Below are 23,338 nucleotides of genomic sequence, written 5' to 3' on the forward strand. Positions count from 1 at the left end.
CGAGAAGGGCGCCCACGCACAGCTACCGCGTCCCCCGAGCGTGGGCGGTCAGGCTTCTATTTTCAGGACGGCGCGTTCTCGGGTAGAAGATTGCCCGAACCATATCCACAGGGGGCGAGCCGTGACGAGGATGAGCACCGCAAACAGGCTCTGACTGATGACGCCGAACAACGAGAGTCCGCCGACCATAACGAAGACGGTCCAGTTCACTGCGATGTCGGCGACCATCACGGCGATGCCGAGCACGATGCCGGAGCGCCGTCGAAAGATGATCAGCGCAGCGGCGGCCGGATCCAGGATGGTCAGTGACACCCAGAACAGCCGGACACCGAGAGGGAAGCCACTGTAGGCGTTCACTCCGCCGACGATCAGATCCGCCGTGTGAGTGGTTGTTCCCACGAGGAAGCCGAGCACCCACAGGACTTGGAACACGCTGAGCGCTCGTGCTGATGCGGCGAGAGCGGACATGCGCTCATGCTACCGAGCCAGATGGTGCCGTCGAGTCCTTCGTCTAGTCCACGAAAGCGTCGAACGTCTCCTTGAACCAGAGGTTGTTGGCGCAGTCTTCGGAGCAGGCGCGGTGGCCGTAGACCATCTCGCCGCGGGGCACCCGGATGCCGCATTGCCGGCAGCGCCGGAGCCGGCCGCTGAACCGCTCGTGCGCGCTCACAGTGGCACCGCCCCGACGTACTCGCGCAGGGCCTTGCAGACCACTGCATTGATGTCCTCGCCTCGTGCCGCGGCAATAAGACGAGCCGTCCGTTCGAGCTGGTTGGGAACCCCGACGATCAGCTCCGATTTGTTGGCTGTCATGAGTCAATTTTATGAGGTGCTATAGCACCTGCGCAAGGGCAAAGTGATGCTTTGTCAGATTGATGAGTGGCACACTGATTGCGTGCCGAATCAGCCGAAGACCCCAATGCGAGGGTTCAGAATCCCCACAGATCTCTATAAGGCGGCGCAGGCCAAGGCTGCGAGCGAAGGGCGGACTGTCACGGACGTCGTTCGGGATGCGCTGGCCCGATACGTCGAGAATGAGACGGGATCGTGGACAGAGCGGTTGCAATGAGGGAAGGTGCGCATCGCCTGCGCTCCGGAATTGCGTGTTGCTAACGAACCGTGCCGCTAAAGGATTGGTCGGCGGTCGCAGGTGGCCAGTCAGCGTGGGATGGCCCGAGTGACTGAACATCGATAGATTCGTGCGCTCCAGCAGCGATCAGCCTAAAGCGGGCGGACGCGGTCGACGTCGGGAGGTATCTCGGATGTGCCAGCAGCTCCGGATTAGTTTCGGACGGGTTGCCCGAGACGCAAAATCGACCCAACCCCGAAGCAGACAATGGTGCATTGCCAAATTTAGTCAAATGACTTTGAGCCAACCCGCAGGAGTCATCGCAATCATGTCTCGTAAAGCCGACTGATCACACGTGCAACATTTGGACGGCGGAGACGACATTGTGAGACATAGGGTTGTCAAGGCCTCTCACAGAGGGATCGACCAGTTGGGCGCCCGATGGGTGTCTCGTAAATCTATTGTTTTTCGAGTCGCGATCCGGACTGCTGGCATGGCCTCTTGCCTCGATCTCGACCCCGCGCTGCGCTGTCGGTCTGGCCTGCAGGCATTGTCCGGACGGCATCCGCCCTCGCTCGTTCACGTACACTGCTTCAACCAGCTCTAGATCTGAGCGGCTGAAGGATCTTGACGATTCGCTTTGAGCAGACGCTCCGCTAACCAGGATTCATCGCCGCCACTCCTCATTCGCTCGAGAATCTCGCCACTAACGAACCCGGAGGCTACGCGTAGGGCGGCGATCGCTTCCGTCGCGGCCGAACTAAGTTTGTCCGCAACGGCAACCGCCTCATCATCGCTGAACGACGTTGTTGTGAAACCCTTTCTCTGTTCGAGTACGACGTTCCGCTTTCCATCTGTTGAAACCCAGGTGCCATGCAGCAGGTGGTTGCGGCTGCTCAGGGCGTCAAGAGCTCGGTCGAGGCGGGCTGCGATATAGGCGACGTCATCCGGGGATGGCGCAACATGGCCCAGGAGAACTCGAGCAAAGCGATTCAGCTCATTTATAGGAGCGCCGCGAACAAGTAGCCGCACCATCTGCTCGTCGTTGTAAGGATCTCGTGAGGCCAACGCTGCCACGATCTCTCGCAGCGAGGACTCGATGGCCGCGGACCAGTACGCAACCCGCCCCAATTCGAGAAGCTGCCCATCCGTCAGATCCGTGTCGTTGGTGTTGGAAGTCATTGAAGAAGTACAGCATTCTCCAACCCGGGGCGGCAGCTGGATGGCTTTACCGGCAAACACGAGTTCAATGACTGAGGGTCTGACACACTGGTGTCGTGCCCACTCGAATCACAGCTGCTTCTGGCCACCCCGCTCCAATTCCTCGCCTCGGGTTGAAGGGCACCGTGACCACGATGAGCGTCCTCGAGCGAGCTCAGTACTTCCCGAGGCTCCGCTACATGGGGAGCAAGTACAAGCTTTTACCCCATCTCGAGCGCACCTTCGCACAGCTTGGCGGGGCTACGGCAGTGGATGCTTTTTCTGGTTCCGGTGTAGTGAGCTACCTGATGAAGGCGCAGGGCTTCAACGTTGTCTCGAACGACTTCATGTTGTTCAGTTCCACGATTGCGCGCGCAACCGTGGAAAATTCTACGGAGTTGCTGAGCCTTGAGGCCGTTGAGAAGATCTGTGGACCCGCTGCCGACGATCGCGACTTCATTCAGACCACCTATCGCGACCTCTACTTCACCCACGACGATCTCATGTTCCTCGATTCCGCCTGGTCTCACATAGATCAGCTGGAGGGTCACCAACGCGACATTGCAATCTCCGCGCTTGTCTTGTCGGCTGCGCGCAAGCAACCCCGCGGGGTGTTCACCTTCACAGGTTATCGCTACGACGACGGCCGACGAGATATCAGGATGAGCCTGAAGGAGCACTTCCGCGAGCGGGTCTCGGAGTACAACGGGGTTGTCTTTGACATGAACACAACCAGTACGGCAGTGCACGGAGACGTGTTCGATCTCCCGACAATGACGCCCGACATCGTGTATCTAGATCCGCCTTATGCGCCGCCGAAAGATGACGCTGACTACACGAAGAGATACTGGTTCTTGGAGGGACTGTCGAATTATTGGCGGGGTATGGAAATCATGCCCGAGACCAAGACGAAGAAGCTCGTAAAAAAGTACACACCCTTCGCTTACCCGCGCAGCATCGAAGATGCGCTCACTAGGACCTTCCGCAAGTTCGAGGGCGCGGGCGCCATTGTGCTTTCCTACTCATCGAATGCACTGCCACATGCGGATCGTATTGTGGAGCTCCTCCGGGAAGTCAAGCCAAGCGTTGAAGTCCAGGCCATCGACCACACCTACCATTTCGGCACCCACGCGGCAGCGACTCGACGTAACGCCTCGGAATACATCTTTATCGGTCGCGACTGATGCCAAGAGCGGTCCCGACATTCGATGAGTATCTCGCTAGTCTCGGCAGTTTGAAAACGCACGTCGACCCAACGATCTCCACGCCGGAAACCGAAGACATCAAACGGGCTTACTACTCGCTCGGGGCTATTGAAACGCTCTCTATTGGCTCACTTACGGCCTGGGTAGAAGCTAATCCTCGATGGGTTCCTGTGCTCGGCCTGACGGTGGGACTTGGCCAGGAACGGCTGAAGAACGAGCTAAAACACCAATTTGATACCAGCGGTTGGATCACGCTCGCCCGGCGCAAACCAGCCGAGCTCATACATTGGCTCGACAACGACTTCAACCTTGTGCACTTGCTCTCAATTCAAAGATTCGCAGACTACAACTTCGCCGACGTCCTGGTCGAACGAGCCGGCACCCGCGTGACTGCTACCCAGGCCGGGCAATCGGGTCGAAGGGTGGAAGACCTGATCGAAGCTATCGCAGATGAACTCGGATTGCCCTACCAGACGCGAACCCGATTCACTGGCCGCAACAATCAGACGGCACCGTGCGACCTCGTCGTGCCTAATACCGGAGATGCACAAATTGTCGTTGCGGCGAAAGGATTCAACAGCACTGGCTCGAAATTGAGTGATGCCGTTCGTGAAATTCAGGAGATGGCAGATGTGCGAAAACCAACGCAGTTCGTCATGGCGGTCATCGACGGCATCGGCTGGAAGTCACGCGTCTCGGATTTGAAGCGCATTTACCAGCTTTGGGGGAATGGGTCGATTGACGGAATGTACACACTGGCGACGCTGGACGTGTTCCGAGAGGATCTAGAAGAGGCTGCGCGGCTACGACGTCTCATCTAGAATTCGACTCCACGGAAATCAAGCCGGTTCCGGCGGGGCGCGTTGACCCGCAGCCGATGTCTACCGCCCTAGCTGAGACCATGTTTATGTCGCTTGAGGTATCGAAGATGACCACTACTGGGTAGTGCAAGAAGTGGACGGCGGTCTTATCGAGACCCCCTGGCGCATCGAGAGCGAGGCCGACGGATGCCGGCTCAGCCACTCCGACGACAGCTCCCTAACTGATACAGCCTTTGCCCTTAGGGCGTTCAGCAGCCTCGAAGCGGCCATCCAAGCGCTCCGAGCGCCGGTGACACGCTCGTGGTGACCAAACTCGATCGGCTTGCCCGGTCGATCCCGGATGCTCGCGACATCGCCACCGAGCTGGCTGGCGGCGGCGTCCGGTTGAGCCTCGGGGGAGCCGCGCACGACCCCAACGACCCCATCGGTCGGCTGCTGTTCAACGTGCTCGCAATGGTCGCTGAGTTCCAGGTCGACTTACTCCGCGCTCGAACCCGGGAGGGCATGCAGATCGCCAAGAGCAAGGGCCGGCTGCAAGGTCGACGCCCGAAGCTCAGCGCGGCGCAAGAGCGCCACCTGGTGGCGCTGCACGCTGCCGGCGCCCACAGTATCGCCGAGCTGTGCGAACTGTTCGGTATTGGCCGCGCCACCGTCTACCGCGCAATCGATCGCTCTCAGGTAGCTGCCCACGACGCGGGATAGCACTGCGGCTGCCAATATCGATCCATGGTGTTTCCGATTGATCTGACTCAATGGCGCGTCTATTCGGCAGAGCAGTCGGTTCCCCTCGGGCAGGAGTTCGCTGACCTAGACGAAGCAGCCACCTATCTCTGGTGGGTCCAATCCACGCAGTGGTGGAAAGCGAGCGTTCCCAATCCGCCAAGCATCAGCGTTGTGCTCGGTGGAGACTCCAACCGTGCCGGCGAACGGCTCTCCTTTGCCCACAACGACGGAGAGGGATTTTGGACGATTATCCCTGCACCCGCGGATGATGAACGCCACAGTTCTACTGCACGAGGTCGCTCACTGTCTTGCTTCAACCCAATTCGGAAATCTGAAACAAATCCGGAAGGGAAAGTTCGACAGCGGCCGGCATCACGATCACGGTGAGCACTTCCGGGGGGCGTTCGCGGCACCCGCCGAGCGCTACAGGATTGGCGTCGATCCGCTGGAGTTGCGACGGGCGTACCTACATTTCGAGCTGGAGACTTCAAGCCTTGAAGAAGTAGCTGACGCCCGTGCGCATTCGGCCGAGGTTGAGCGGGCCCATGCGGAGCTCTGGGCGCGGCTTGAGCGGGAACGGGAGAGTGACCCCGAGCGAGTTAAGAAGCGAAAGCGTATGGAAGAGGCGCGCCTGGCCCATGAAGCCGAAGTCGCGCTCGGGGAAGCCGACCAGGGCCGATCGTCGAAGGACTGGCCCCCATCGAGCTTCTGGGGAGAGTGGATCTGGTTCAATCGCTCCATTCGCTTCCGGCCGCGCGTCAGTCAGAAGCGCCTCGCTGCCGGAGTAGCCCAGGTCGTGCGCTGCACGGCGCGGGACATATCTCGACTCGAATGGTCAGAAGAGAAACCCGAATCGAGCCTAGATATGAAGCGGTGCGCTGCAATCGCGGCAGTTCTTCGGGTCGACCCCGTATGGGCCGAAACACACCGCGGTGTCGCTCCAGGGTCACTCACACTGACACTCGAGGAGCTGGAACCTATAGCGAGCGAATGGGTGGAGCAAATTCGACATCTCAACTTGTTGCTGAAGCAACGCCCGCAACGGTGGCGTGTTGAGGGGGATTGATAACATGAAGCATCTGCATTACGGGTCAATGGTCATCACGATCTCGGATCAGCTGGCGAGAACGTTCGAGACTGCAGCAACAGATCTCATAGCCGCCGGCGTTCCGGAGTCTGGCCTATCTCGGGATACCGCGACGATCGAGATGAAATCTCGATTCAATTGGCAGTCGGCCCAGGCATCCCCTTTGCGATCACCGATACCTGGCTCTCGGACGATCGTCAACCGTCGCGCCACGACGCGGACTCGATCAGCTACATAGAGGGCGAACACGAATCGCTCGAGAAAGATCAATTGCGCGAGCGTATTCGCAACGTCCTAGTGCATGGACGCTTTGAGAAGAGGGACCCACGAGGACACGGAAATTGGCGATTCAGCGGGCACCCGGCGGTCTCACAAGCGCGCGATCCGCAAGAGGCGGTCGAGATGTTGAACGGCCACGACATCGAAGTGGTCAGCATCTCCGAGAACGGAGCTCCTGGCGAACTCGCCTGGTCCAACGTTTACATTGTTGGCAAGCATTTGGAGGAGCCGAACGGTTAGCGGGCGGACATGTCTTAAATGATCCAGTCCCCTAGGGTTGGAATCCCAGGGGACTGGACTCTACTACGCCGCTCAAGTGAGCCCAGCATCTCCTCAGAGGTCCTGTTGGGCTTGATCACCGTGGTTCCTATCCCTTGCGGGGTTGGAAGCCGCCGAGCCGGAACCCGGTAGTAGCACGACCTAAGCCGCCTGCCAAAATTCTGTCATCCTTTTCTGGGAAATTGCTGTGAACTGATCTATTGCGGAGCCAACCCGATAGCCTTATCGGAACCCCTCACTTTAATTCGTTTCCGGGAGACCTTGTGGATGCCCCTCTGGCCGTCAGTGTCAAGCGAGACTCATCGCCTCTGCGGCGGTCGTTTGTTGAGCGGGAGAGTGGATCGACCGAACCCACTCCTTTAGCAAAGCTGCTGCGTACGCAGGATTCTCTGGGCGGCCGGGGTGGTGGTCTGCGGATAACGCTTCTCCTCAGTTTGATTTGGCTGTGTGCGCGGGAGCCGTTCATTACGACTCGAGTCGCCGCCTATTGGGCCGCCCTCCTGGATAGGGAGGATCCCAGGGGTGAGGGGGCCCGCGCCATTCGCGATTGCTTGCACGAACTGCAAGATCGAGACTTCGTGCGACTTTTGCCAAGCGGCGGTCAGGTCGTCATCATTCTCCTTAATGAGTCGCTAGAGCGGTCTGAAGAAGGTGATGTTCGTCCATATCGCCCTCCCTATGACGTTGCGCCCTACATATCTGTGCCGCGATCGTTCTGGACGACCGGTCTCGCGGGTCGATTGTCGGGCGCTGGAGTCGCGATGTACCTGGTGAGCCTCGCGATGACCCGGCACAATGATCCTGAGTTCTGGCTCTCGGGGGCGTTTTTTGATGATCGATTTGGAATCTCACGTTCGACGCGAAAGCGGGGACTCGCCGAACTGGCCGAAAATGGCGTGCTCACGAGCCGAAGCGTCTCAACCGTTGATATCGGCACTTTCCGAATCGTTCGCCGCAACGTGTACACCGTTGCGGATGAGTATCTCCAGCCTGCCCCCAAGGAGAATCCAGCAACCGTGGCTTCGGTGGGCTCGGACCAGACTGCGGGTATTGAGCAGGCGGTCCCGGCGAATCCCGAGAGAGCCCCGATGCGGCGGCAGCGCTCGGCGCGGTCCGAGGATGCCGGCTACGACCAGGGGTAGATCGCCCGGAATTTGCAGCCAAACGACGATTCGCGTACAGTCATCGCTGTACTGAGCGACGATGAAGGAAGCACCTCTAGAGGGGTTCCGATAGGGCCAGGCGCAGTGTTCCACAAGGCGTGTGGGAAGGGTTCTCCGATAAGACCCGGAACAACTCTCAGGCCAGTTACCACAGATCGAGGTTCTGGTTCGTCCAGGCCGGGAGCTCGCCGGTGAGCTTGCCGCTAACCTTTTCCGTCTCCGCCGCGTGAATGTACTGCGACACATAGATGACAGCACACTTCACTTTGAACAGAACTTCCGCTGTTGTATCGATCAACTTTTCGAAGTCGTAGCCGCCTTTCGGCACCGGGCCATCCCTGAAGACCCGCGCATATCGATGCGTCATGGCGTTCCTGAGGTTCGAATACCGTGATCCGCGGAGCTCTAGGCATAGTAAGTACGGTCCGAAGAGTCTGTAGCCCGCCGCTCGCACTGGCTCTGCGATGCGGCGCTCTCCCTCTTGCTGGCCTGGGGCAAACCAAACGTTTCCGTAATAGACACGGTTCTCGTCATGTCCGATGCTCAAGTAGTGGTTGAGGAGTACGGCCAGCTTGTCGAGCGTGGAAAAGGCCTCTTTGTAGGCGGACTTCAGAAGGCCAACGTAGAGGTTGCTGGCCGCATAATCGAGCGTGTTTATGAGTGTGGTCTGCTCCGAAATTATGCGTGTGTCTGCGTCGGTGTACTGGGCGCGCACGAAGTAGTAGCGGGCACTCGCAAACGTCTCATGGATCTCGTTTAGGCGGAATGCTAAGTCACGGAACTCTTCGTCTCCGTTCGTGACTGACGAGATGAAGCTTGGCAGATAGGTATCGCCGACTGATGCCTCCGCTTGCTGATCCATCAAATGAAGGTTGATATACAGATCTCGCTCGATGCAGAGCCTTGTGTAGAACCTGACGAAGTCACTGTTCGCCGAATCGTCCCGGGGCTCGTGATGATGGTCGGCGTCGAGCAGATGCCCCTGTTCATGCTCCACGAAATGCGCTTCGATGCGTTCTTGTGCATTGAGAAAGCTGTCGAGAGCTGCATAGCCTCCGATCTCGATCACAGACGTGGGGCGGTCGAGGGCTTCTTGAAGCATTTGGTACGCGTTGAGTAAAAATCCCCCCGAGTACTGACCGCTCATGGCGAGTCGCTCGAGTGTGATGCCCCAATTGCCCCACGCCATGCCGAACTCGGGGTCTATGAATAAGGCCTCTCGATAGGCGTTCAGTGCCTCAATTGGGCGGCCTACCGTATCTAGTAGGTTGCCGAGGTTGGTCTTGGCCTCGGGCGCATTTGCACGGGCGAAGTACTTGATCGCCGAGTTGGCCTCGTTGCCCATCTCGAAGGCCCGGTCACCAGTGGTGCCGGCTCCTTCCTCGTAGAGGATTTGATACCCATTTGCGACGTCGTAGTAATAGTCGGAGTCAGGTTTGGCGCCTCGCTTGATTCTCTCGAACGCCCTTAGAGCCGCGCGCGTGAGAGTTGCGTCTTGGTAGTGCTGCCCAGACGAGATGATGGTTCGAATAAGCATGTCACGAGTAAAGTCGCCGTGCGATTTGTATGAAATCAGTTTCTCGACGGCTTCGTCTTCTTTGTCGGCGGCCACTAGCTCGATGACCCGAAGTGCAGCTTCTCGGAGTTCACTTGAATCCGATTCTTCAGCCATTGCCCACCCTCGTCCTTTATCAAGCTACTGCGTGGCTACTAAATAAGCTGATCGGTCGAGTTGCTACCGCGCGAGCTCGACCCGGGGGGATCGGAAATTTAGATCTGTTATTGACATAAGAGATATCATCCGCGCTTCCCCTGGAAGTCTGTTATCAGAGGTAACAGACAGTGCTGGGCTTATCCCCTATGCCGGATGCCCGACCCTCATCGGCTGCGAATAGTCCACGCTCGGACGATCACCATTGAAGATCTGTGCCACCTGCGTCACGATGGGAACGCTCGCGTCGCGGGGCCGCTGAGGATCTGTGGATCGTCCTGCAGGGGTACCTCTATGGCGATCTCGTCGAGCTAGGAAGCCCTGGGTTCTGGTTCGATGCGCTGATTCTTGGTGAGTCGGACAGAAGAGCGAGGAGTCTTCTCTCCCCGCCGTGACCCGGCGGATCACAGCCGGCCGGTCCCCGCCCGTCCGTCGTGTTTCGCGCGACGGGGTGCTGCCTAACTACGTCCGTTCGCCGCCGCGCGCGGGGCGCGTTGCGACTCCGGCGAGAACTGTACGGGTAGCATGTGGCCAACATGTTTGGGGGGAACTGAACAATGCCGATAGTGCCGACGCTGACACTCTCAGAGACGATGATTCACGAAGTCCCGCGCGGCAAACGGAAAGATGACGGAGAGGATGTGGTCCTTTCCGTCACTCCAACCGATCTCAACGCCGCAACTGATCGATTCATCCGTGAGGAGATGCTGCAGCCCTCCTTCGCGTCGGGGCGAGAGATCGTGCATTCGGATCCGGCGACTGACCCGATCCCCGGTCTGCTGCGTGGAGTGCTGGAAAATCCGGCTCTGCTGATTGTGAACTCCGCGGCTATGGCCAGGCACCTTCATGCGACGCAACCGGGTGGCGCATCCGCGGGAATCTTCCTGTGTTCTCGGGCTGTCTCGGACGGGATTGACCGCGTGGTGCTGATGAAGGCAGAGCACAGCGAGGGCATGCGCTTGCAGCAGGTGCGCGATGCGAATGGTGACGTGGCGTTCGTGGCCGAGCACCTGGACGAGCTCATACTTGGCCAAAAGGCGCAGGTCTACAAGATTGCCCTCGTGTGGCTGGATGAAGCGGACCGGCTAGTCGGACTCATGGTGGATCGCCAGAATGGGGTTGGCTATGCCGAGTACTTCCTCCAGTACCTTGGCTTCGACCTCGTGCACCAAGCCGAGAAGCTGGTCTTGGAGTTCACCAAGGGGATGACAACCCACATCAACGCCTCCAACTACTCGCCAGAGAAGAAGGGCCGCTACCTCAGCGCCCTGGCCGCTGTCCTGCAGAGTCCCAATCAACGCCTAAACCCGAGTGTCTTCATCCGGGAGTTCATCGACCCGGAGGACCGCCACACGGCGCATGCAGCTCTGCCCACACAGGTCGAGAACATAGAGTTTCGGAAGGACACCACGCTTGTCCACCATCTCATTGGCGGTCTGAAGCTCTCGACCGACAACGGGGTGACAATCTCGGCTTCGGCCTCAGCCATCGAGTCCGGCGTACTTGAAGTGAAGGAAGAAGAGATCGTCGTTCACGCACCGGCTTCGGGCTACAAGCTCGGGAAGGCGCCGTGACAACCGCGTCGGGGGCGAGCCTCTCAAGCGCGGACATCTACACGGCTTCCAAACCGGCGTTGGACGCAGCGCTTCTCGCGTACGAAACCGCTGTGAAGACCATCGTCAAGCCGGTAGCTGGTGAGCACTACGTAAGTGGTCGGGTCAAGGCTAAGCGCAGCCTCATTCGCAAGCTTGCGAAGGACGGCAACGGAAGTCTGCGGAGCTGGGAGCAGATCACTGACAAGGTCGGCGTGCGAGTCATCTGCTCCACGAAACGCGACCGGAGGGCAGCAGCCGTAGCCCTAGAGCAGCACGGCTGGGCCGAGTGTAAGCGCGAGGATAAGAAAGCGAAGAAGCAAACACTGGCCTATACCGGGGTCCACCTAACTGTCCACGACGGCACGCAACTGGACTCGGAGCGCCTTCCCATTCTTTGCGAGGTTCAGGTGCGAACCCGTGCCCAGGACGCGTGGTCGGTCGTCTCTCATAAGCTCACGTATAAGGGCCTGATCGATCTCCCCAAGAAGTTTCAGCGCGTTGTCTGGCGATTGACGGTCCTGACCGAGATTTTCGACGATGACATTCAACGGATGTTCAAGAAGAGGGAGTCCTTGCCTGCATACGAGGTGGCGCGAGCAATTGAGTACTTGGATGACAAGTACGACACGCTACTTGGCGAGCCCGGCGGGGTCCCTGATGACCTCGACATCATGAACGTCCTTTGGAACGCCTACACAGCAGACGAGCGCACCCGGTTCAGCGACATCATCGCTTCCTTCGTAGAAGAGTCGCCCAACCTGTCGAAGCAAATCGCAGACCACCAGCCTGGCAAGCCGGGATACATGGATTCACGCGACTGGCTATTTACACAGCCCGAAGTCCTGGCGGTGCTGGAGCGCGGCACACGCAACGAGCACATGCTTGTTCATGCGGTATCGGACACAGACTTAGCCGATGTCGTTACGAAGACATGCGCGGCCTATGGGATAGTGCTGCCTGCTTGATTCGTGCCAAAGGAACAGGGAAGTCTTCGTCGGCAGAAGATTTCCTAGTGTCGAATGGGGCTAGTACGCAATCTTAGGACCGCACCCCGTGATCGGTCGCGACGTCGCCTCGTCTGCGTTCATCGCCTTCCGTGACAGTTTCGACATGCAGCTGACAGGTTCGCGCCCAACTCCCCAGGTAGGGGGGCGAACCCCGATGTTGCTTTGACGGACTCGGTCTCGATCAGCTTGAGGATTCTCGATCGAGGAGCGGCCTGGCTGTGTCATGCTCGGGGCATGGGCAAGGGAGCGAGACTAAAAGCGGAACGCGCGGCAACGGTGCCGGCCGCGACTCATGAACCAATGATTCCGACGAACTGGCCTTACGGCCATGTTGGGGTCGCGATTACCGATCCGAGCGACGATGAATGCATCGAAGTCACAATTCACGGCGTCAGGCACTATCTGCACTCTTCGACAGCTCGCGAGTTGAGCAACATGCTCTCGGAACGTCTGGATGAGTGGAACGGCATCGCACAGCAGCAAGGCCTTCCAGGAGTCTGACCTCGCGTCGTTGACCGCCAGCAGGTCAAGCGAGCGCGAGACGTCAAACCAGGCCGAAGAAGCGATCAAAGTAATTGGTCAGGCGCTCCACCGCCGCGCTTCCCTGTAAGGCGTGATCAGCTCCGGCGGCAGAGAACCTTGATACCGGTGGCATGGCTAACGCCCCGAGCTTCGTGAGTCTGATCGCCGACGCTTTGTGGCTGTGCGGAGATCGGCAGCCCGGGGAGCACCATCGGTGGGGCCGTCGAGTGATTCCCACGCCGTCGGCCGCAGCCGGGTCGCAGCCGGATCGGCGCGCTCAGGTGGGGGTCATCCTGGCCGGTTCGGTGCCCAATCTCGTGCAGTGGTTCAACCTCTATCTCTACGCCACCTTCGCTCCGTACTTCCGCACCGAGTTCTTCGATCCCGACTCGCCCGATTCACTGATCTACGTCTACGGGCTCTTCGCTCTGACGTTCGTGGTTCGCCCGCTCGGCTCCTGGCTCTTCGGCCGACTCGCCGACACGCGAGGCAGGCAACGGGTACTCGTGGCGGCGGTCACGATGATGTCGGCCGGATCCGTCGCTCTCGCGCTTTCCCCGACCGAGCGCGCGGTCGGGGCATGGGCGGCCGTGATCCTCGTGGTCGTGAGCCTGCTCCAGGGCATCGCCACCGGGGGTGAGTACGCGGCCAGCGACGGTGTTGTTGTCGGAGTCGGGCACGCGGGGCCACCGCGGATGCTTCGCCTCGTTCCAGGCCACCACGATCGTCGGTGGTCTCGTGCTCGCTCAGGCCTGCCTGCTGGTGCTGCTGCTGATCAGCGATCGTGCGGGCATTTCGGAGTGGGGTGGCGGGTCGCATTCGTGATCGGCGGGGTGGCCGGGCTCGCGTCGCTGTGGTGGGCGCGCGCAGCCAAGCGCGGCGCATCCGGTGCCGGCACCGCCTCATCTGCCGCCGCGTCATTCGCTGCCGCTGCCGCCGCCGTCTCCTCCTCGCCGAGGCCGGCGAGCTCAGACCAGGAGCCCGCATCATCGAAGCCACCCCAAGGGACGACGTGAGTGCCTGGTACGAGGAGCTCGCCGAGTACACCACCCGCCTCTACGGCCGATACCCCGAAGCGCCGAGGAAGCCCCGCGTGGCGAAGCCCCGTCGCTGCCCCGTCTGCGACGAGCTCGAGGTGCGGGCCGTGTTCCTCGCGGCCGGTGCCGAGGTGCGGTGCACACACTGCGGGTGGACCGCAGACGAGACCCGAAACCGAGAAGTACGTCGATTGGAATGAAGCGTGAGGAACCCGTACTAGTGAGCACCCAGCTCTGGCATGTTCTCAACGAACCACGAGGTTGGCCGTTCCCCTACCTGCCAGTCCAGCAGCACCTGGAGGGCTTCAGCGCATTGCCGGCCGATTTCTGCTCTCTCCGGGCCAACCGTCTTGGTGCGAAGCTCGGCGCCGGCGAGGTCCGTCTTTGCCTGCTCGCGGATGCTGGCTTCCCAAGCCTCGTACTTGCGAGTCAGGCCCGCGTTGGTGCGGGCCACCCACTGACCGACGGGTCGATCTGCGCCGGTCAGGTGCGAGTGCATCTTCACGACAAGCAGATTCCCCTCCATGCGAATGGCAGGGGTTGGGCCAGCACCCGCTGCCCAAGTACCGGTCTTGATCAGAAGCTCGCTGGCGGCCTGGATGCCTGCACCACGCCGCTCCTCGGCTCGCTGAGCATCACCCCGTCGGATCTGATGAATGACCAATCCAGCAGCTACCCCGGCTGCCGTCAACGGAACCAGCAGTCTCGCCGTGAACTCCCACAACGCACTGCCAGCTGTCCCCAGCACCATCCATACGAACGCTTCGCACTCCATGTCGATAATGTACTGGCCACGCTCGAACTCGATACATCGGCATGACAGCATCAGTCGAAGACCGCGAGTTCTACGTCATCCGGAGCGCTTCGCGCCGGGTCCGCCGCTCGCGCCCGATCGCTCTACTACTGGATGCGCCATGGCATGCCCTTCACCATGATCGGAGACCGCCGCTACATCGCCCACGACGACCTGCTGCAGATGCTCCGAACGAAGTACGCCAACGGGCGCCGACACCAGTTCGTGAAAAGATTAGTCCGCCTACTTGACGCCCATGGCTTTGCACAGTTTCACTACAGGGTAAGCACTACTGCACCCGCCGCTCAGTGCCCCGCTCGCGGCGGGTGTCGTGCATGTAGAACCCGTCACCGTCCTCTCTCGGTGACGACACAGCCTGACAGCCTGGCGCGTGGGGCGCGAACTCGTCAACGGGCGGCCGCGACCTCGAACCGCGGTCGCCCCTCAGTCGTGCATCAAGCGAGCAATCGCCTCCGACTGATCAAGGACGGACGCGAGGAAACCGCGATCCGTATGGTGCAAGTTCGCCAACTTGAAGAGTCTCATGCTCGCGACAAGTACACCGCCTCCGACCGCCATCCAGCACCTCAGAATCAGATTGCTTGGCATCTGTAACTTCGTGGTGTTGAGTCCTTCGGGGCCGGTACCCGTAGATACGACTGTCGTGAAGGTCTCCGTGGCACTGTTGTCGCCGTGTGACATCGACGAGAGGAACGAGTACTCGCTACTACCGGTGGTGGACTTGAATACCTTATCCAGGAGAGTAACCGCCACCGATCCGTGTGTTACGCCCCGGGCCTTGCCGGTGAGCTTCAGCCCGTCGAGAATTGCCTCGATCTCGCCCGCGATTCGTTTGGCCATCGCATGGCCGGAATCGTCACTGGCCGCGAGGGATGAGGCATAGCTAGCGTGACTCAACTTACGAGCGCGAGTCCAACGCGCCAGCAGATCTTGCTGATCGGTGTAACTGAGAATGTAGTCCGCTCGTCCTGACGCCTCCGCAGCGGAACGCGCCACAGAACCGAATGCGAAGCCGATCTGGTTGTGCTGACGGAGTAGCCCAGCAAATGCTTTCGCGAAGTCGGCCGCCACGACGATCGACATGCGAGCTGATGCGAGACCCACGGAAAGCTCATTCGGCCGTGCCCCAAGCTTCTCCTGGTTCTTCGTGATGGCCCAAAGCGGACCCTCCGAGGGGGCCTGAGTCATGGCAACCCCGGTCTGTAGATCGAGCATGAGCTTCTCGATGAGCCGGGCAATCTGCTCGCGTTCTGCGATCGTGTAGTCGCTCATGGCGCTCCTCATCAGGTGTGTTGTTGGGTCCACAGAGTCAAGGCTTGGTGCGAAGTGCTTCTGCAGCTCAAGTTTCAAGCAAGCAACAACGGTTGCATGAAGGCAACTCGAGTTGTCGGTCGCAGTGGAACGATAGAGAGCTCCGGCGGTATCGGGATGAACGCGAATTCCTGGGGGGCGGACGGCGAGGGATCGAAGACGATGCCCTACCCCGTCGAGAGTAATGACGGCGCCGATGAGCCGGCGACCATCAGATCCTAGGCTGTGCCGCCATCGCCATCATGGGCGTTGCTGTTCTCCTCACCCTGTTCGCCCGGCGGATGGATCGCAGGGGCTAGCGCTCCTGCCGCTCTTCAGACCCGACGCTGGCGTGCGCCACGCGGTCAGTCGCCCGTGGTGCCGTCGGCCAGCTCGCGGAGGATGTCGAGGTGGCCGTTGTGGCGGGCGTTCTCCTCGATGAGGTGCAGGATCACCCAGCGGAGCGTCGGATGGTCGCCCGACCGGAACGCCGTCTGCGAGCGGTCGTCGAGCTGCAGGCCGGCGATGATCGCGTCGGTCGTGACGGCCTGCGCGCGGTAGCCGTCGATCATGGTCTGCAGGGGGAGGGTGGAGCCGTCGATGAACTCCTGGTCGGGGGACTCTTCGGTCCAGGGGCCGAGGTCGGGGCCGCCGACGAAGCGGTTCTCGATCCAGGAGTGCTCGACCCAACGCAGGTGGTTGAGCACTCCGCCGACGCTCATCAACGGCGAGGTGGCGATCGGGGCGGCTGCGGCCTGTGCGTCCGTCAGGCCCGTCGACTTCTCGATGGCGGTGTCGCGGGTGTACTGCAGCATCGTGAGCAGGGTCGTTCGTTCGTCCCAGGCGGCAGGGTGGTCGGTGCGTTCCATGCGTCGAGTATCTCCGAGCGGGGCCGGGAGCGCACTTCTTCGGGCCTCGAACGCCTGGCCTGCCGAGTGTGGAGGTGGCCGAGGAGGAGGCGCACCATGCGGTTCAGGTGGCAGTCGGAGGGAGGGTGAAGGCGGACGCGGACGCTGGATGTGCTGGCCGGCAGCACTCTTGACGTTTCGGGAATATCCGAAATAACATGAGCTCGGCAGAGGATTCGCAGACCACGGAGGCACGTCATGGGTACAGCATCAGGAGTCATCGGGCACGTCGACATCGCGGGGGATGACATCGGTCGTCTCTCCGCCTTCTACCGCGGGGTGTTCGGCTGGGCGGTCCAGGAGCGCGGGCCCGGTTACTCGCAGGTCGAGACCCCGTCACTTCGCGGCGCGCTCGTGGAGGCGCCCGAGGCATCCGTGACACTGGGGATCGTCGTCGACGACCTCGATGCCGCTCTCGTCGACGCGGCATCCGCGGGCGGTGCCGTGGTGATGCCCGTGACGGACAACGGATGGGTGCGCAAAGCGCAGGTGGCGGATCCGGCCGGCAATGTGCTGACGCTGATCCAGAAGTGAACGAAGAGGAGCTCAGTGAGGCTCTTCGTGCGCTGGGTCATCCCGACCGCCGCGCTTTCGTGCGGGAGTGCCGCGACGGTGAGCGATCGGCGGGTGACCTGGCCGAGATCTCGCGGCTCTCCCTGGCCTCGGTGTCGGAGCATCTGAAGGTGCTGCGCAAGTCGGGGCTGCTCATCCTCGATCGGCGGGGGCGGCACTGGATGTATCGAACGGACTCGGCGCGACTCGACGCCGTGGTCAGCGCGGTCTCGGCCCTCGGGCGGAGCGACGGGGTGTGAGATCCGGATGACGCCCGGCGCGCTGGATGGGGCGCGGCCGAGCTAGTAGGGTCGCTCGTGATTGGGGGATCAGATGGCTGGATTGGGTTGGAAAGCGACCGTCGCGATCGGCGTCGTGTTCTTGGTGGTGGCGGTGGTGACCTCGCCGCTCTTCTTCGGCGGGGCGGACACGCAACCGTGGCGATGGCTGCTGACCGTGGGGTGGTTCGTTCTCGGTGTCGCTCAGCTGGTGCGGGCGCGGAGGAAGTACGTGGCCGAGAAGCGCGACGGGGCGAAGTCCGTCGAACCGTGAGCGCAGCGCTCAGCGCGCGTCGAGGCGCGCGGCGACGTCGGGCGGGAAACCGCCCGTGGAGATGGGGCTCCAGCGGGTGGGCGTGATGCGCAGCAGCGACTTGTTCTGCAGCGCCATCGCCTCGCGGTACTCCTGCCAGTCGGGGTGCTCGCCCGCGATGCGGCGGTAGTAGTCGACCAGGCCGTCGGCGGCCTCGGGCATGTGGAGCACCTCGTCGTCGACGCCGCCGCTGACCGGCGACATCTGGGGGCGGCCGTCGGCGCGCGTGGTGGCCACCAGCATCCGGTGCCGGGGTCGCACGAAGTCGAGCATGCCGGCGCGGTCGACGGTGGTGTTGGTGGAGATCGTTCTGGCCATGGGGCAACGCTAGGCGGTCGGGCGCGGATGTCCCCCTCCGCACGGTGGGGGATCGCCGTGGTGCACGGCGCTGACGGCACCGTGGCCCATCGGTGAGGCGGGAGGCGCGGTCAGTGCTCGCGGAGGTCGTCGATGACGGCACGCGCCGCACGGTCGCCCGACACGAGGGCACCCTGGATCGACGCCGTGTCGCGGTGATCGCCCGCGAGGTACACGCGTGGGCCGACCCGGGGCGGTCTGGCCCGCAGCGGCGGCGACTGCGCGGGGAGGGCATGCGGGATGTCGTCGCGGCGGAGCAACCGCCAGGCCGCCACGTCGACACCCCAGATGGCGGAGAGGTGGGCACGCACGGAACGCTCGTCGGGTGCCGCGACGGCGGGTCGCGGCAGCAGGCAGGTCGCCTCGATCAGGTGCTGCCCCTGCGGCGCATAGCTCGGCGCCGTGTGGGAGATGACGGCCGTGTTGACCACCGGACCCCGGCCTCGCCCGTCGACGGCCAGCATCCCGGATGCGGTCGGTGGCGCATCGGCGTGGAACCACCAGGTCTGCAGGCCCCGCGTCGCGCGGCGCGGGGTTCCGGTCAGACCGGCGGCGGCTTCCGGGCCGACCGCCACGACCACCGAACCCGCTCGCAGGGTGTCGGCCCCATCGACGTCGACCTCGACTCCTCCAAGCCCGGCGCGCACTCGTCGCACGGTACTGCCCAGACGGATGTCCACGGAGAGCTCCCGGGCGCGTGCCGCGAGCTGCGTCGGAAGTGCCTGGATGCCCCGTTCGGGTAGGCCGGGCGAGCCGAGCGCGAACAGGCGCACGAGCATCCGCACGAACGCGTCTGAGGTGTCGAACCTCGAATCGGCGACGACGCCCGACAGGAACTGCTCCAGCACCTCGTCGCGAAGCGGCCCCGAGAATCCCGCGCGGTCCCAGCCGTCGCGCACCGCGCGGTCGGGCGCGTGGAGTGTTCGCCGAGGTGCGATCAGCGCGGGGGTGATCCAGCGCGCGAGCCCCACGATTCCGCTGGGGGTGATGAGCCCGCTCCGGAGCGACGACACGATGCTCGAGGGCTGACGCAGCGGGTCGGCGATCGCGACGAGTCCTCGCTCGCGCCGCACCTGCACCCCGGCGGGGAGACTCCGCAGCCGGAGAGCCTCGACATCGGCCCACTTCCTGACCGCGGGATAGGCCGGGTTCAGAACCTGAAATCCACGATCGAGGAGGAACCCGTCGACCTCGTCGGTGCGTTGCCGACCCCCGACGGCATCGCCGGCTTCGAGGATGACGACGCCGTACCCCTCGTGCGCGAGCCGGATCGCCGCCCGCAGACCCGCGAGGCCCGCGCCGATGACCGCCACGTCATGATGTGAATCCGCTGTCACGGCCGTCATCCGTTCTCGTGTGAAGGTGCCAGTATGACGAAGGCAACGATGGCCCAGACGACTACCGAGAGCACCGCGGCCATGACGGCGACGTCGGCCGCCCGGGCGGCGTGGGGGCGGCGCCAACCGATCGACCAGCTCACGGCGGCCAGCACGAGTGCGGCGATCGTGACGATCCGCACACCGGAGGAGGGCGCGCCGAGAGTGATCGTGGCGCCGATCTGCGCGAGCGCGACGACGCCCCAGGGAACGATGCCGATCACCGCGGCCCAGGCGGCCGGCCGGCGCCATCGGGGCGCCGTTCCGTCGTCGATTCCGAGCAGGCACACGCACCCTGCGCTGAGCGCGAAGAGAGGAACGAGCGCCACGGGGTTGGAGATACCGTTCAACTGGGCCACCAGGAAGACCACGATGCCCAGGCCCTGCGACCACCCCGCCACCACGAGCGCGCTCGCCCGCCCGACGCCGGCCCGCTCCATACCTGGATTCTCAGTGCGGGGCTGCTCGCCGGGCCCCGCCTTGGCTGCAGCCAGCGCGTGCGTCGCAGCGCCGCCGATAAGGATCGCGACGAGCGCCCACCCGAGATCCACAGCCCCGAGCGAGGTCGTGACCGCCCGCGCGCCGTCGACGAAGCCGGCGTCGATCGGCAGGGCGACGACCCGCTGCGTGCCGAGGAGGACGCCAGCGAGAACCACGGCTTGCGCGGAGTAGACCAGGCTCAGCCAGCCCGTGGCGGTGCGCATCGTGGTGGCTGCCATGCTCCGAACATATCCGGATGCAGCGAGTTCGGGTCGCGGACCGCAGCGCGAGACGCCCGGCCTACTTCGTCGTAGCCTCGTCGACGACGACTGTGCTGAGCCGGTGGTCCGGCGCGTGGCGGTCCAGGAACTCGAACACCTCCGTGGTGTCGACGCCCGTGAAGCCCGACGTGGGCATCGCCGCGTGCAGCGACGAGTTGAGGCGCGCCGAGGGGTAGGCGTGGCCCGACCAGCGCGAGGCGAGGCCCGCGGGCGGGCGGCGGCAGCAGGATTCGTCGGGGCATCCGGAGGCGAAGCGGTTGGGGGTGTCGCGGCCGCGGAACCACTTCGCGTGCGCGAACGCCGTGCCCACCGACACCGAGAACTGGCCCCGCGATGACGGCTGGATGCGCGACGTGCACCAGTACGTGCCCGCGGGTTTGTCGGTGTACTGGTGGTAGGGGCTGAAGCGGTCCTCCACGTCGAACACGCGGCGTGCACTCCAGAAGCGGCACACCGTCTGGCCCTCCACCGCGCCGAGCGCGTCGGTGGGGAACTGCACGCTGTCGTTCTCGTAGGCCTTCGAGATGGTTCCCGACTCGTGCACCTTCAAGAAGTGCACCGGGATGCCGAGGTGCTCCGTCGCCAGGTTCGTGAACCGGTGCGCCGCCGTCTCGTAGCTCACCCCGAACGCGTCGCGCAGGTCTTCGACCGACAGCTCACGGGCCGAACGCGCCGCCGAGAGGATGTCGACCGCTCCTGCCTCGGGGATGAGCAGGGCTGCGGCGAGGTAGTTCGTCTGCACCCGCTGCTGCAGGAACTCCGCGTAGTCGTGCGGTTCGCCGAGTTGCAAGACGTGCGACGACAACGCCTGCAGCACGACCGACCGTGGATCCGCATCCGGTGACTGGCCGAGCGGCACGTAGATGCGGCCGTGGCGCAGGTCGGTGACCGAGCGCGTCGAACCCGGCAGGTCGCCCACGTAGTGCAGCGTGAAGCCCAGGTGCGACGCCAGATCGGATGCGACGCGTTGCGACAGCGGGCCGCCCCGGTGTCCGACGGCCGCGTGCAGGCCGGCCGCCACCTGCTCGAGCTCGGAGAAGTAGTTGTGGCGCTGGCGCATCGATCGGCGCAGCGAGGTGTTGGCGCGCCGGGCCTCCTCGGGGGTGGCGGCCCGCTCCCCGTGGATGCGCTCCAGCTCGCGGTGCAGGCTGAGGATGGTGCGGATGGCGTCGTCGCTGAGCGACTTGCGCACCGGGAGCGGCGGCAGGCCGAGCGAGGCGAAGAGCGGCCCCCGCTGGGCACGCTCGAGCGCGATCTCGAGAGCCGCCCGGCCGGTGGGCGGCTCGGCGCTCATCAGCTGATCGACGCCCACGCCGAGCGCCTCCGCGAAGCGGTGCAGTTCGCCGAGCTTGAGCTCGCGCTTGCCGTTCTCGACCACCGACACCTGCGAGGGCGCGCGTCCGATGGCGGCGCCCAGGTCGTCGAGGGTGAGGCCGCGCTCGGTGCGCAGCTGGCGGATGCGGCGGCCGATGGTGAGCGAGTCGAGCATGTAGCCATCATCGAAGGCCGGGGGAGACGTCGTCGTCATGGCGACATCCTCGCAGACGCGGTTCTTCGTGAAAACAGAAGAACCGCAGAACTTCTGCAGACGTAACCGCTCAAGACGGGCGTTCGGAGCCTCAGCGTCGAAGCCAGCAGAACCTTCCCGGCAACGACGCAAGGAGCCAAACATGACCACCCGCCCCGGTGACCAGAACCAGACCATCGCCGACCTCGAGCGCGAATGGAAGACCGACGCCCGCTGGAACGGCATCGAGCGCGACTACACCGCCGCCGACGTGATCGCCCTGCGCGGCCGGGTCGCCGAGCAGAACACCCTCGCCGCCCGCGGAGCCGAGAACCTCTGGAACCTCGTCCACGACGAGTCGAGCTGGGTCGCCGCCCTCGGCGCCCTCACCGGCAACCAGGCCGTGCAGCAGGTGCGCGCCGGACTCAAGGCCATCTACCTCTCGGGCTGGCAGGTGGCCGCCGACGCCAACCTCAGCGGCCAGACCTACCCCGACCAGAGCCTCTACCCGGCCAACTCGGTGCCGGCCGTCGTGCGGCGCATCAACAACGCCCTGCTGCGCGCCGACCAGATCGAGTTCGCGGAAGGCCTGCCGGAGCGCGAGTGGATCGTGCCCATCGTCGCGGATGCTGAGGCGGGCTTCGGTGGACCGCTCAACGCCTACGAGCTCATGAGGTCGATGATCCAGGCCGGCGCCGCGGGTGTGCACTGGGAGGACCAGCTGGCCAGCGAGAAGAAGTGCGGCCACATGGGCGGCAAGGTGCTCATCCCCACGTCGCAGCACATCCGAACGCTCAACGCGGCCCGGCTCGCCGCCGACGTCGCCGGCGTGCCGACCGTGATCATCGCGCGCACCGACTCGCTCGCCGCGAACCTCATCACGAGCGACGTCGACGAGCGCGACCAGCCCTTCCTCGACGGCACCCGCACCCCCGAGGGCTTCTACGGCACCACGCCCGGCGTCGAAACCGTCATCGCGCGCGGCCTGGCCTACGCCCCCTACGCCGACCTGCTCTGGGTGGAGTCGTCAGAGCCCGACATCGAGCTGGCCCGCCGCTTCGCCGCGGCCATCCACGCCGAGTTCCCCGGCAAGCTGCTCGCCTACAACTGCTCGCCGTCGTTCAACTGGAAGTCGAAGCTGACGGACGCGCAGATCGCCACCTTCCAGAGCGACCTGGCGGCGATGGGCTACCGGTTCCAGTTCATCACCCTCGCGGGTTTCCACGCCCTCAACCACTCCATGTACACCCTCGCCCGCGGCTACGGCGAGCGGCACATGAGCGCCTACGTCGAGCTGCAGGAGGCCGAATTCGCCTCCGAAGCCGACGGGTACACCGCCACGCGACACCAGCGTGAGGTGGGCACCGGCTACTTCGACCGGATCGCCACGGCCCTGAACCCCTCGAGCGCCACCCTCGCGCTCGTGGGGTCGACCGAGTCCGAGCAGTTCCACTAGACCCGCATCCTCTTCTGAAAGGCACGAT

General features: G+C 63.2%; 25 protein-coding genes and 1 pseudogene. 14 read left to right on the forward strand and 12 right to left on the reverse strand.

What is annotated here, in order from left to right; all coding sequences use genetic code 11:
* Positions 1–48: 48 nt before the first annotated feature.
* From ACEXOR_RS04205 to ACEXOR_RS04220, 4 genes are all read right to left on the reverse strand, one after another.
* Positions 49–468 carry a hypothetical protein gene (locus tag ACEXOR_RS04205; RefSeq protein ID WP_374848139.1) on the reverse strand — a complete coding sequence of 140 codons (420 nt, stop codon included), beginning with the start codon at positions 466–468 and terminating at the stop codon, positions 49–51.
* A gap of 43 nt (positions 469–511) precedes the next feature.
* The gene (locus ACEXOR_RS04210; RefSeq protein WP_374848140.1) at positions 512–670 is read right to left on the reverse strand and encodes a hypothetical protein; all 159 of its coding nucleotides are present in this window, start codon (positions 668–670) and stop codon (positions 512–514) included.
* Positions 667–813 carry a hypothetical protein gene (locus tag ACEXOR_RS04215; RefSeq protein WP_374848141.1) on the reverse strand — a complete coding sequence of 49 codons (147 nt, stop codon included), beginning with the start codon at positions 811–813 and terminating at the stop codon, positions 667–669. Before ACEXOR_RS04215 ends, ACEXOR_RS04210 begins: the two co-directional genes overlap by 4 nt.
* Positions 814–1,672: 859 nt before the next feature.
* Complete coding sequence (locus ACEXOR_RS04220; RefSeq protein ID WP_374848142.1) at positions 1,673–2,251, reverse strand: hypothetical protein; 579 nt, start codon at positions 2,249–2,251, stop codon at positions 1,673–1,675.
* 173 nt (positions 2,252–2,424) lie between these two features.
* On the opposite strand from ACEXOR_RS04220, the gene ACEXOR_RS04225 reads away from it, so the two are divergent.
* The 6 genes and pseudogenes from ACEXOR_RS04225 (at position 2,425) to ACEXOR_RS04250 (ending at position 7,805) form a co-directional block, all read left to right on the forward strand.
* Positions 2,425–3,453 carry a DNA adenine methylase gene (locus tag ACEXOR_RS04225; protein ID WP_374848430.1) on the forward strand — a complete coding sequence of 343 codons (1,029 nt, stop codon included), beginning with the start codon at positions 2,425–2,427 and terminating at the stop codon, positions 3,451–3,453.
* Positions 3,454–3,503: 50 nt separating this feature from the next.
* Complete coding sequence (locus ACEXOR_RS04230; RefSeq protein WP_374848143.1) at positions 3,504–4,295, forward strand: hypothetical protein; 792 nt, start codon at positions 3,504–3,506, stop codon at positions 4,293–4,295.
* A 276-nt stretch (positions 4,296–4,571) separates the two neighbouring features.
* Positions 4,572–4,997 (forward strand): annotated as a pseudogene (locus tag ACEXOR_RS04235) (recombinase family protein); the annotation flags it as partial.
* 214 nt (positions 4,998–5,211) lie between these two features.
* The gene (locus tag ACEXOR_RS04240) at positions 5,212–6,084 is read left to right on the forward strand and encodes a hypothetical protein (RefSeq protein WP_374848144.1); all 873 of its coding nucleotides are present in this window, start codon (positions 5,212–5,214) and stop codon (positions 6,082–6,084) included.
* Between the two features lie 159 nt (positions 6,085–6,243).
* Complete coding sequence (locus ACEXOR_RS04245) at positions 6,244–6,624, forward strand: hypothetical protein (protein ID WP_374848145.1); 381 nt, start codon at positions 6,244–6,246, stop codon at positions 6,622–6,624.
* Between the two features lie 800 nt (positions 6,625–7,424).
* On the forward strand, positions 7,425–7,805 hold the full coding sequence (locus ACEXOR_RS04250; protein WP_374848146.1) for a hypothetical protein: 381 nt from the start codon (positions 7,425–7,427) through the stop codon (positions 7,803–7,805).
* Between the two features lie 166 nt (positions 7,806–7,971).
* On the opposite strand, the gene ACEXOR_RS04255 is transcribed toward ACEXOR_RS04250, so the two are convergent.
* Positions 7,972–9,498, reverse strand: a complete 1,527-nt coding sequence (locus ACEXOR_RS04255) for an LA2681 family HEPN domain-containing protein (protein WP_374848147.1) — start codon at positions 9,496–9,498, stop codon at positions 7,972–7,974.
* 605 nt (positions 9,499–10,103) lie between these two features.
* Here ACEXOR_RS04255 and ACEXOR_RS04260 point away from each other — a divergent pair.
* The 4 genes from ACEXOR_RS04260 to ACEXOR_RS04275 all read left to right on the forward strand — a co-directional run bounded on the left by ACEXOR_RS04260 (position 10,104) and on the right by ACEXOR_RS04275 (position 13,677).
* The gene (locus ACEXOR_RS04260) at positions 10,104–11,111 is read left to right on the forward strand and encodes a nucleoid-associated protein (protein ID WP_374848148.1); all 1,008 of its coding nucleotides are present in this window, start codon (positions 10,104–10,106) and stop codon (positions 11,109–11,111) included.
* A 92-nt stretch (positions 11,112–11,203) separates the two neighbouring features.
* Positions 11,204–12,097: a RelA/SpoT-related domain-containing protein gene (locus ACEXOR_RS04265; RefSeq protein WP_374848149.1), complete on the forward strand. Its 894-nt coding sequence runs from the start codon at positions 11,204–11,206 to the stop codon at positions 12,095–12,097.
* 276 nt (positions 12,098–12,373) lie between these two features.
* The gene (locus ACEXOR_RS04270; protein ID WP_374848150.1) at positions 12,374–12,640 is read left to right on the forward strand and encodes a hypothetical protein; all 267 of its coding nucleotides are present in this window, start codon (positions 12,374–12,376) and stop codon (positions 12,638–12,640) included.
* Between the two features lie 248 nt (positions 12,641–12,888).
* Positions 12,889–13,677 (forward strand): MFS transporter, encoded by a 789-nt coding sequence (locus tag ACEXOR_RS04275; RefSeq protein WP_374848151.1) that lies wholly within the window; start codon positions 12,889–12,891, stop codon positions 13,675–13,677.
* Positions 13,678–13,915: 238 nt separating this feature from the next.
* Here ACEXOR_RS04275 and ACEXOR_RS04280 read toward each other — a convergent pair whose 3' ends face one another.
* From ACEXOR_RS04280 to ACEXOR_RS04290, 3 genes are all read right to left on the reverse strand, one after another.
* A complete protein-coding gene (locus tag ACEXOR_RS04280) occupies positions 13,916–14,473 on the reverse strand; it encodes a hypothetical protein (protein ID WP_374848152.1) in 558 nt (185 codons plus the stop codon).
* A 462-nt stretch (positions 14,474–14,935) separates the two neighbouring features.
* Entirely contained in the window at positions 14,936–15,784 is an 849-nt protein-coding gene (locus ACEXOR_RS04285) for a hypothetical protein (RefSeq protein WP_374848153.1), read from the reverse strand.
* A gap of 383 nt (positions 15,785–16,167) precedes the next feature.
* On the reverse strand, positions 16,168–16,671 hold the full coding sequence (locus ACEXOR_RS04290) for a DinB family protein (protein WP_374848154.1): 504 nt from the start codon (positions 16,669–16,671) through the stop codon (positions 16,168–16,170).
* A gap of 237 nt (positions 16,672–16,908) precedes the next feature.
* Here ACEXOR_RS04290 and ACEXOR_RS04295 point away from each other — a divergent pair, with 237 nt between their 5' ends.
* The 3 genes from ACEXOR_RS04295 to ACEXOR_RS04305 all read left to right on the forward strand — a co-directional run bounded on the left by ACEXOR_RS04295 (position 16,909) and on the right by ACEXOR_RS04305 (position 17,814).
* A complete protein-coding gene (locus ACEXOR_RS04295) occupies positions 16,909–17,244 on the forward strand; it encodes a VOC family protein (protein WP_374848155.1) in 336 nt (111 codons plus the stop codon).
* Positions 17,241–17,522: an ArsR/SmtB family transcription factor gene (locus ACEXOR_RS04300; RefSeq protein ID WP_374848156.1), complete on the forward strand. Its 282-nt coding sequence runs from the start codon at positions 17,241–17,243 to the stop codon at positions 17,520–17,522. The genes ACEXOR_RS04295 and ACEXOR_RS04300 overlap by 4 nt, the downstream gene beginning before the upstream one ends.
* 73 nt (positions 17,523–17,595) lie before the next feature.
* Positions 17,596–17,814: a hypothetical protein gene (locus ACEXOR_RS04305; RefSeq protein WP_374848157.1), complete on the forward strand. Its 219-nt coding sequence runs from the start codon at positions 17,596–17,598 to the stop codon at positions 17,812–17,814.
* Positions 17,815–17,823: 9 nt separating this feature from the next.
* Here ACEXOR_RS04305 and ACEXOR_RS04310 read toward each other — a convergent pair whose 3' ends face one another.
* The 4 genes from ACEXOR_RS04310 to ACEXOR_RS04325 form a co-directional block, all read right to left on the reverse strand.
* Entirely contained in the window at positions 17,824–18,171 is a 348-nt protein-coding gene (locus tag ACEXOR_RS04310) for a pyridoxamine 5'-phosphate oxidase family protein (protein ID WP_374848158.1), read from the reverse strand.
* Between the two features lie 110 nt (positions 18,172–18,281).
* A complete protein-coding gene (locus ACEXOR_RS04315; protein ID WP_374848159.1) occupies positions 18,282–19,547 on the reverse strand; it encodes an NAD(P)/FAD-dependent oxidoreductase in 1,266 nt (421 codons plus the stop codon).
* A gap of 5 nt (positions 19,548–19,552) precedes the next feature.
* Positions 19,553–20,305, reverse strand: a complete 753-nt coding sequence (locus ACEXOR_RS04320) for a hypothetical protein (protein WP_374848160.1) — start codon at positions 20,303–20,305, stop codon at positions 19,553–19,555.
* Positions 20,306–20,366: 61 nt separating this feature from the next.
* The gene (locus ACEXOR_RS04325; protein ID WP_374848161.1) at positions 20,367–21,875 is read right to left on the reverse strand and encodes a helix-turn-helix domain-containing protein; all 1,509 of its coding nucleotides are present in this window, start codon (positions 21,873–21,875) and stop codon (positions 20,367–20,369) included.
* 142 nt (positions 21,876–22,017) lie between these two features.
* Between ACEXOR_RS04325 and aceA the strand changes: the two genes are divergently transcribed.
* On the forward strand, positions 22,018–23,310 hold the full coding sequence (gene aceA, locus ACEXOR_RS04330) for an isocitrate lyase (protein WP_374848162.1): 1,293 nt from the start codon (positions 22,018–22,020) through the stop codon (positions 23,308–23,310).
* Positions 23,311–23,338 lie beyond the last annotated feature (28 nt).

The organism is Herbiconiux liangxiaofengii (assembly GCF_041927335.1).
In the GTDB taxonomy this organism is placed as follows: Bacteria; Actinomycetota; Actinomycetes; order Actinomycetales; family Microbacteriaceae; genus Herbiconiux; species Herbiconiux liangxiaofengii.

What these genes read in the sequence shown, in the direction of transcription:
- ACEXOR_RS04305 (WP_374848157.1), top strand. Translation starts at nt 17,596, where the DNA reads ATGGCTGGATTGGGTTGGAAAGCGACCGTCGCGATCGGCGTCGTGTTC.
- ACEXOR_RS04225 (WP_374848430.1), top strand. Translation starts at nt 2,425, where the DNA reads ATGAGCGTCCTCGAGCGAGCTCAGTACTTCCCGAGGCTCCGCTACATG.
- ACEXOR_RS04310 (WP_374848158.1), bottom strand. Translation starts at nt 18,171, where the DNA reads ATGGCCAGAACGATCTCCACCAACACCACCGTCGACCGCGCCGGCATG.
- ACEXOR_RS04215 (WP_374848141.1), bottom strand. Translation starts at nt 813, where the DNA reads ATGACAGCCAACAAATCGGAGCTGATCGTCGGGGTTCCCAACCAGCTC.
- ACEXOR_RS04220 (WP_374848142.1), bottom strand. Translation starts at nt 2,251, where the DNA reads ATGACTTCCAACACCAACGACACGGATCTGACGGATGGGCAGCTTCTC.
- ACEXOR_RS04295 (WP_374848155.1), top strand. Translation starts at nt 16,909, where the DNA reads ATGGGTACAGCATCAGGAGTCATCGGGCACGTCGACATCGCGGGGGAT.
- ACEXOR_RS04255 (WP_374848147.1), bottom strand. Translation starts at nt 9,498, where the DNA reads ATGGCTGAAGAATCGGATTCAAGTGAACTCCGAGAAGCTGCACTTCGG.
- ACEXOR_RS04325 (WP_374848161.1), bottom strand. Translation starts at nt 21,875, where the DNA reads ATGACGACGACGTCTCCCCCGGCCTTCGATGATGGCTACATGCTCGAC.
- ACEXOR_RS04290 (WP_374848154.1), bottom strand. Translation starts at nt 16,671, where the DNA reads ATGGAACGCACCGACCACCCTGCCGCCTGGGACGAACGAACGACCCTG.
- ACEXOR_RS04285 (WP_374848153.1), bottom strand. Translation starts at nt 15,784, where the DNA reads ATGAGCGACTACACGATCGCAGAACGCGAGCAGATTGCCCGGCTCATC.
- ACEXOR_RS04280 (WP_374848152.1), bottom strand. Translation starts at nt 14,473, where the DNA reads ATGGAGTGCGAAGCGTTCGTATGGATGGTGCTGGGGACAGCTGGCAGT.
- ACEXOR_RS04270 (WP_374848150.1), top strand. Translation starts at nt 12,374, where the DNA reads ATGGGCAAGGGAGCGAGACTAAAAGCGGAACGCGCGGCAACGGTGCCG.
- ACEXOR_RS04320 (WP_374848160.1), bottom strand. Translation starts at nt 20,305, where the DNA reads ATGGCAGCCACCACGATGCGCACCGCCACGGGCTGGCTGAGCCTGGTC.
- aceA (WP_374848162.1), top strand. Translation starts at nt 22,018, where the DNA reads ATGACCACCCGCCCCGGTGACCAGAACCAGACCATCGCCGACCTCGAG.
- ACEXOR_RS04250 (WP_374848146.1), top strand. Translation starts at nt 7,425, where the DNA reads ATGTACCTGGTGAGCCTCGCGATGACCCGGCACAATGATCCTGAGTTC.
- ACEXOR_RS04205 (WP_374848139.1), bottom strand. Translation starts at nt 468, where the DNA reads ATGTCCGCTCTCGCCGCATCAGCACGAGCGCTCAGCGTGTTCCAAGTC.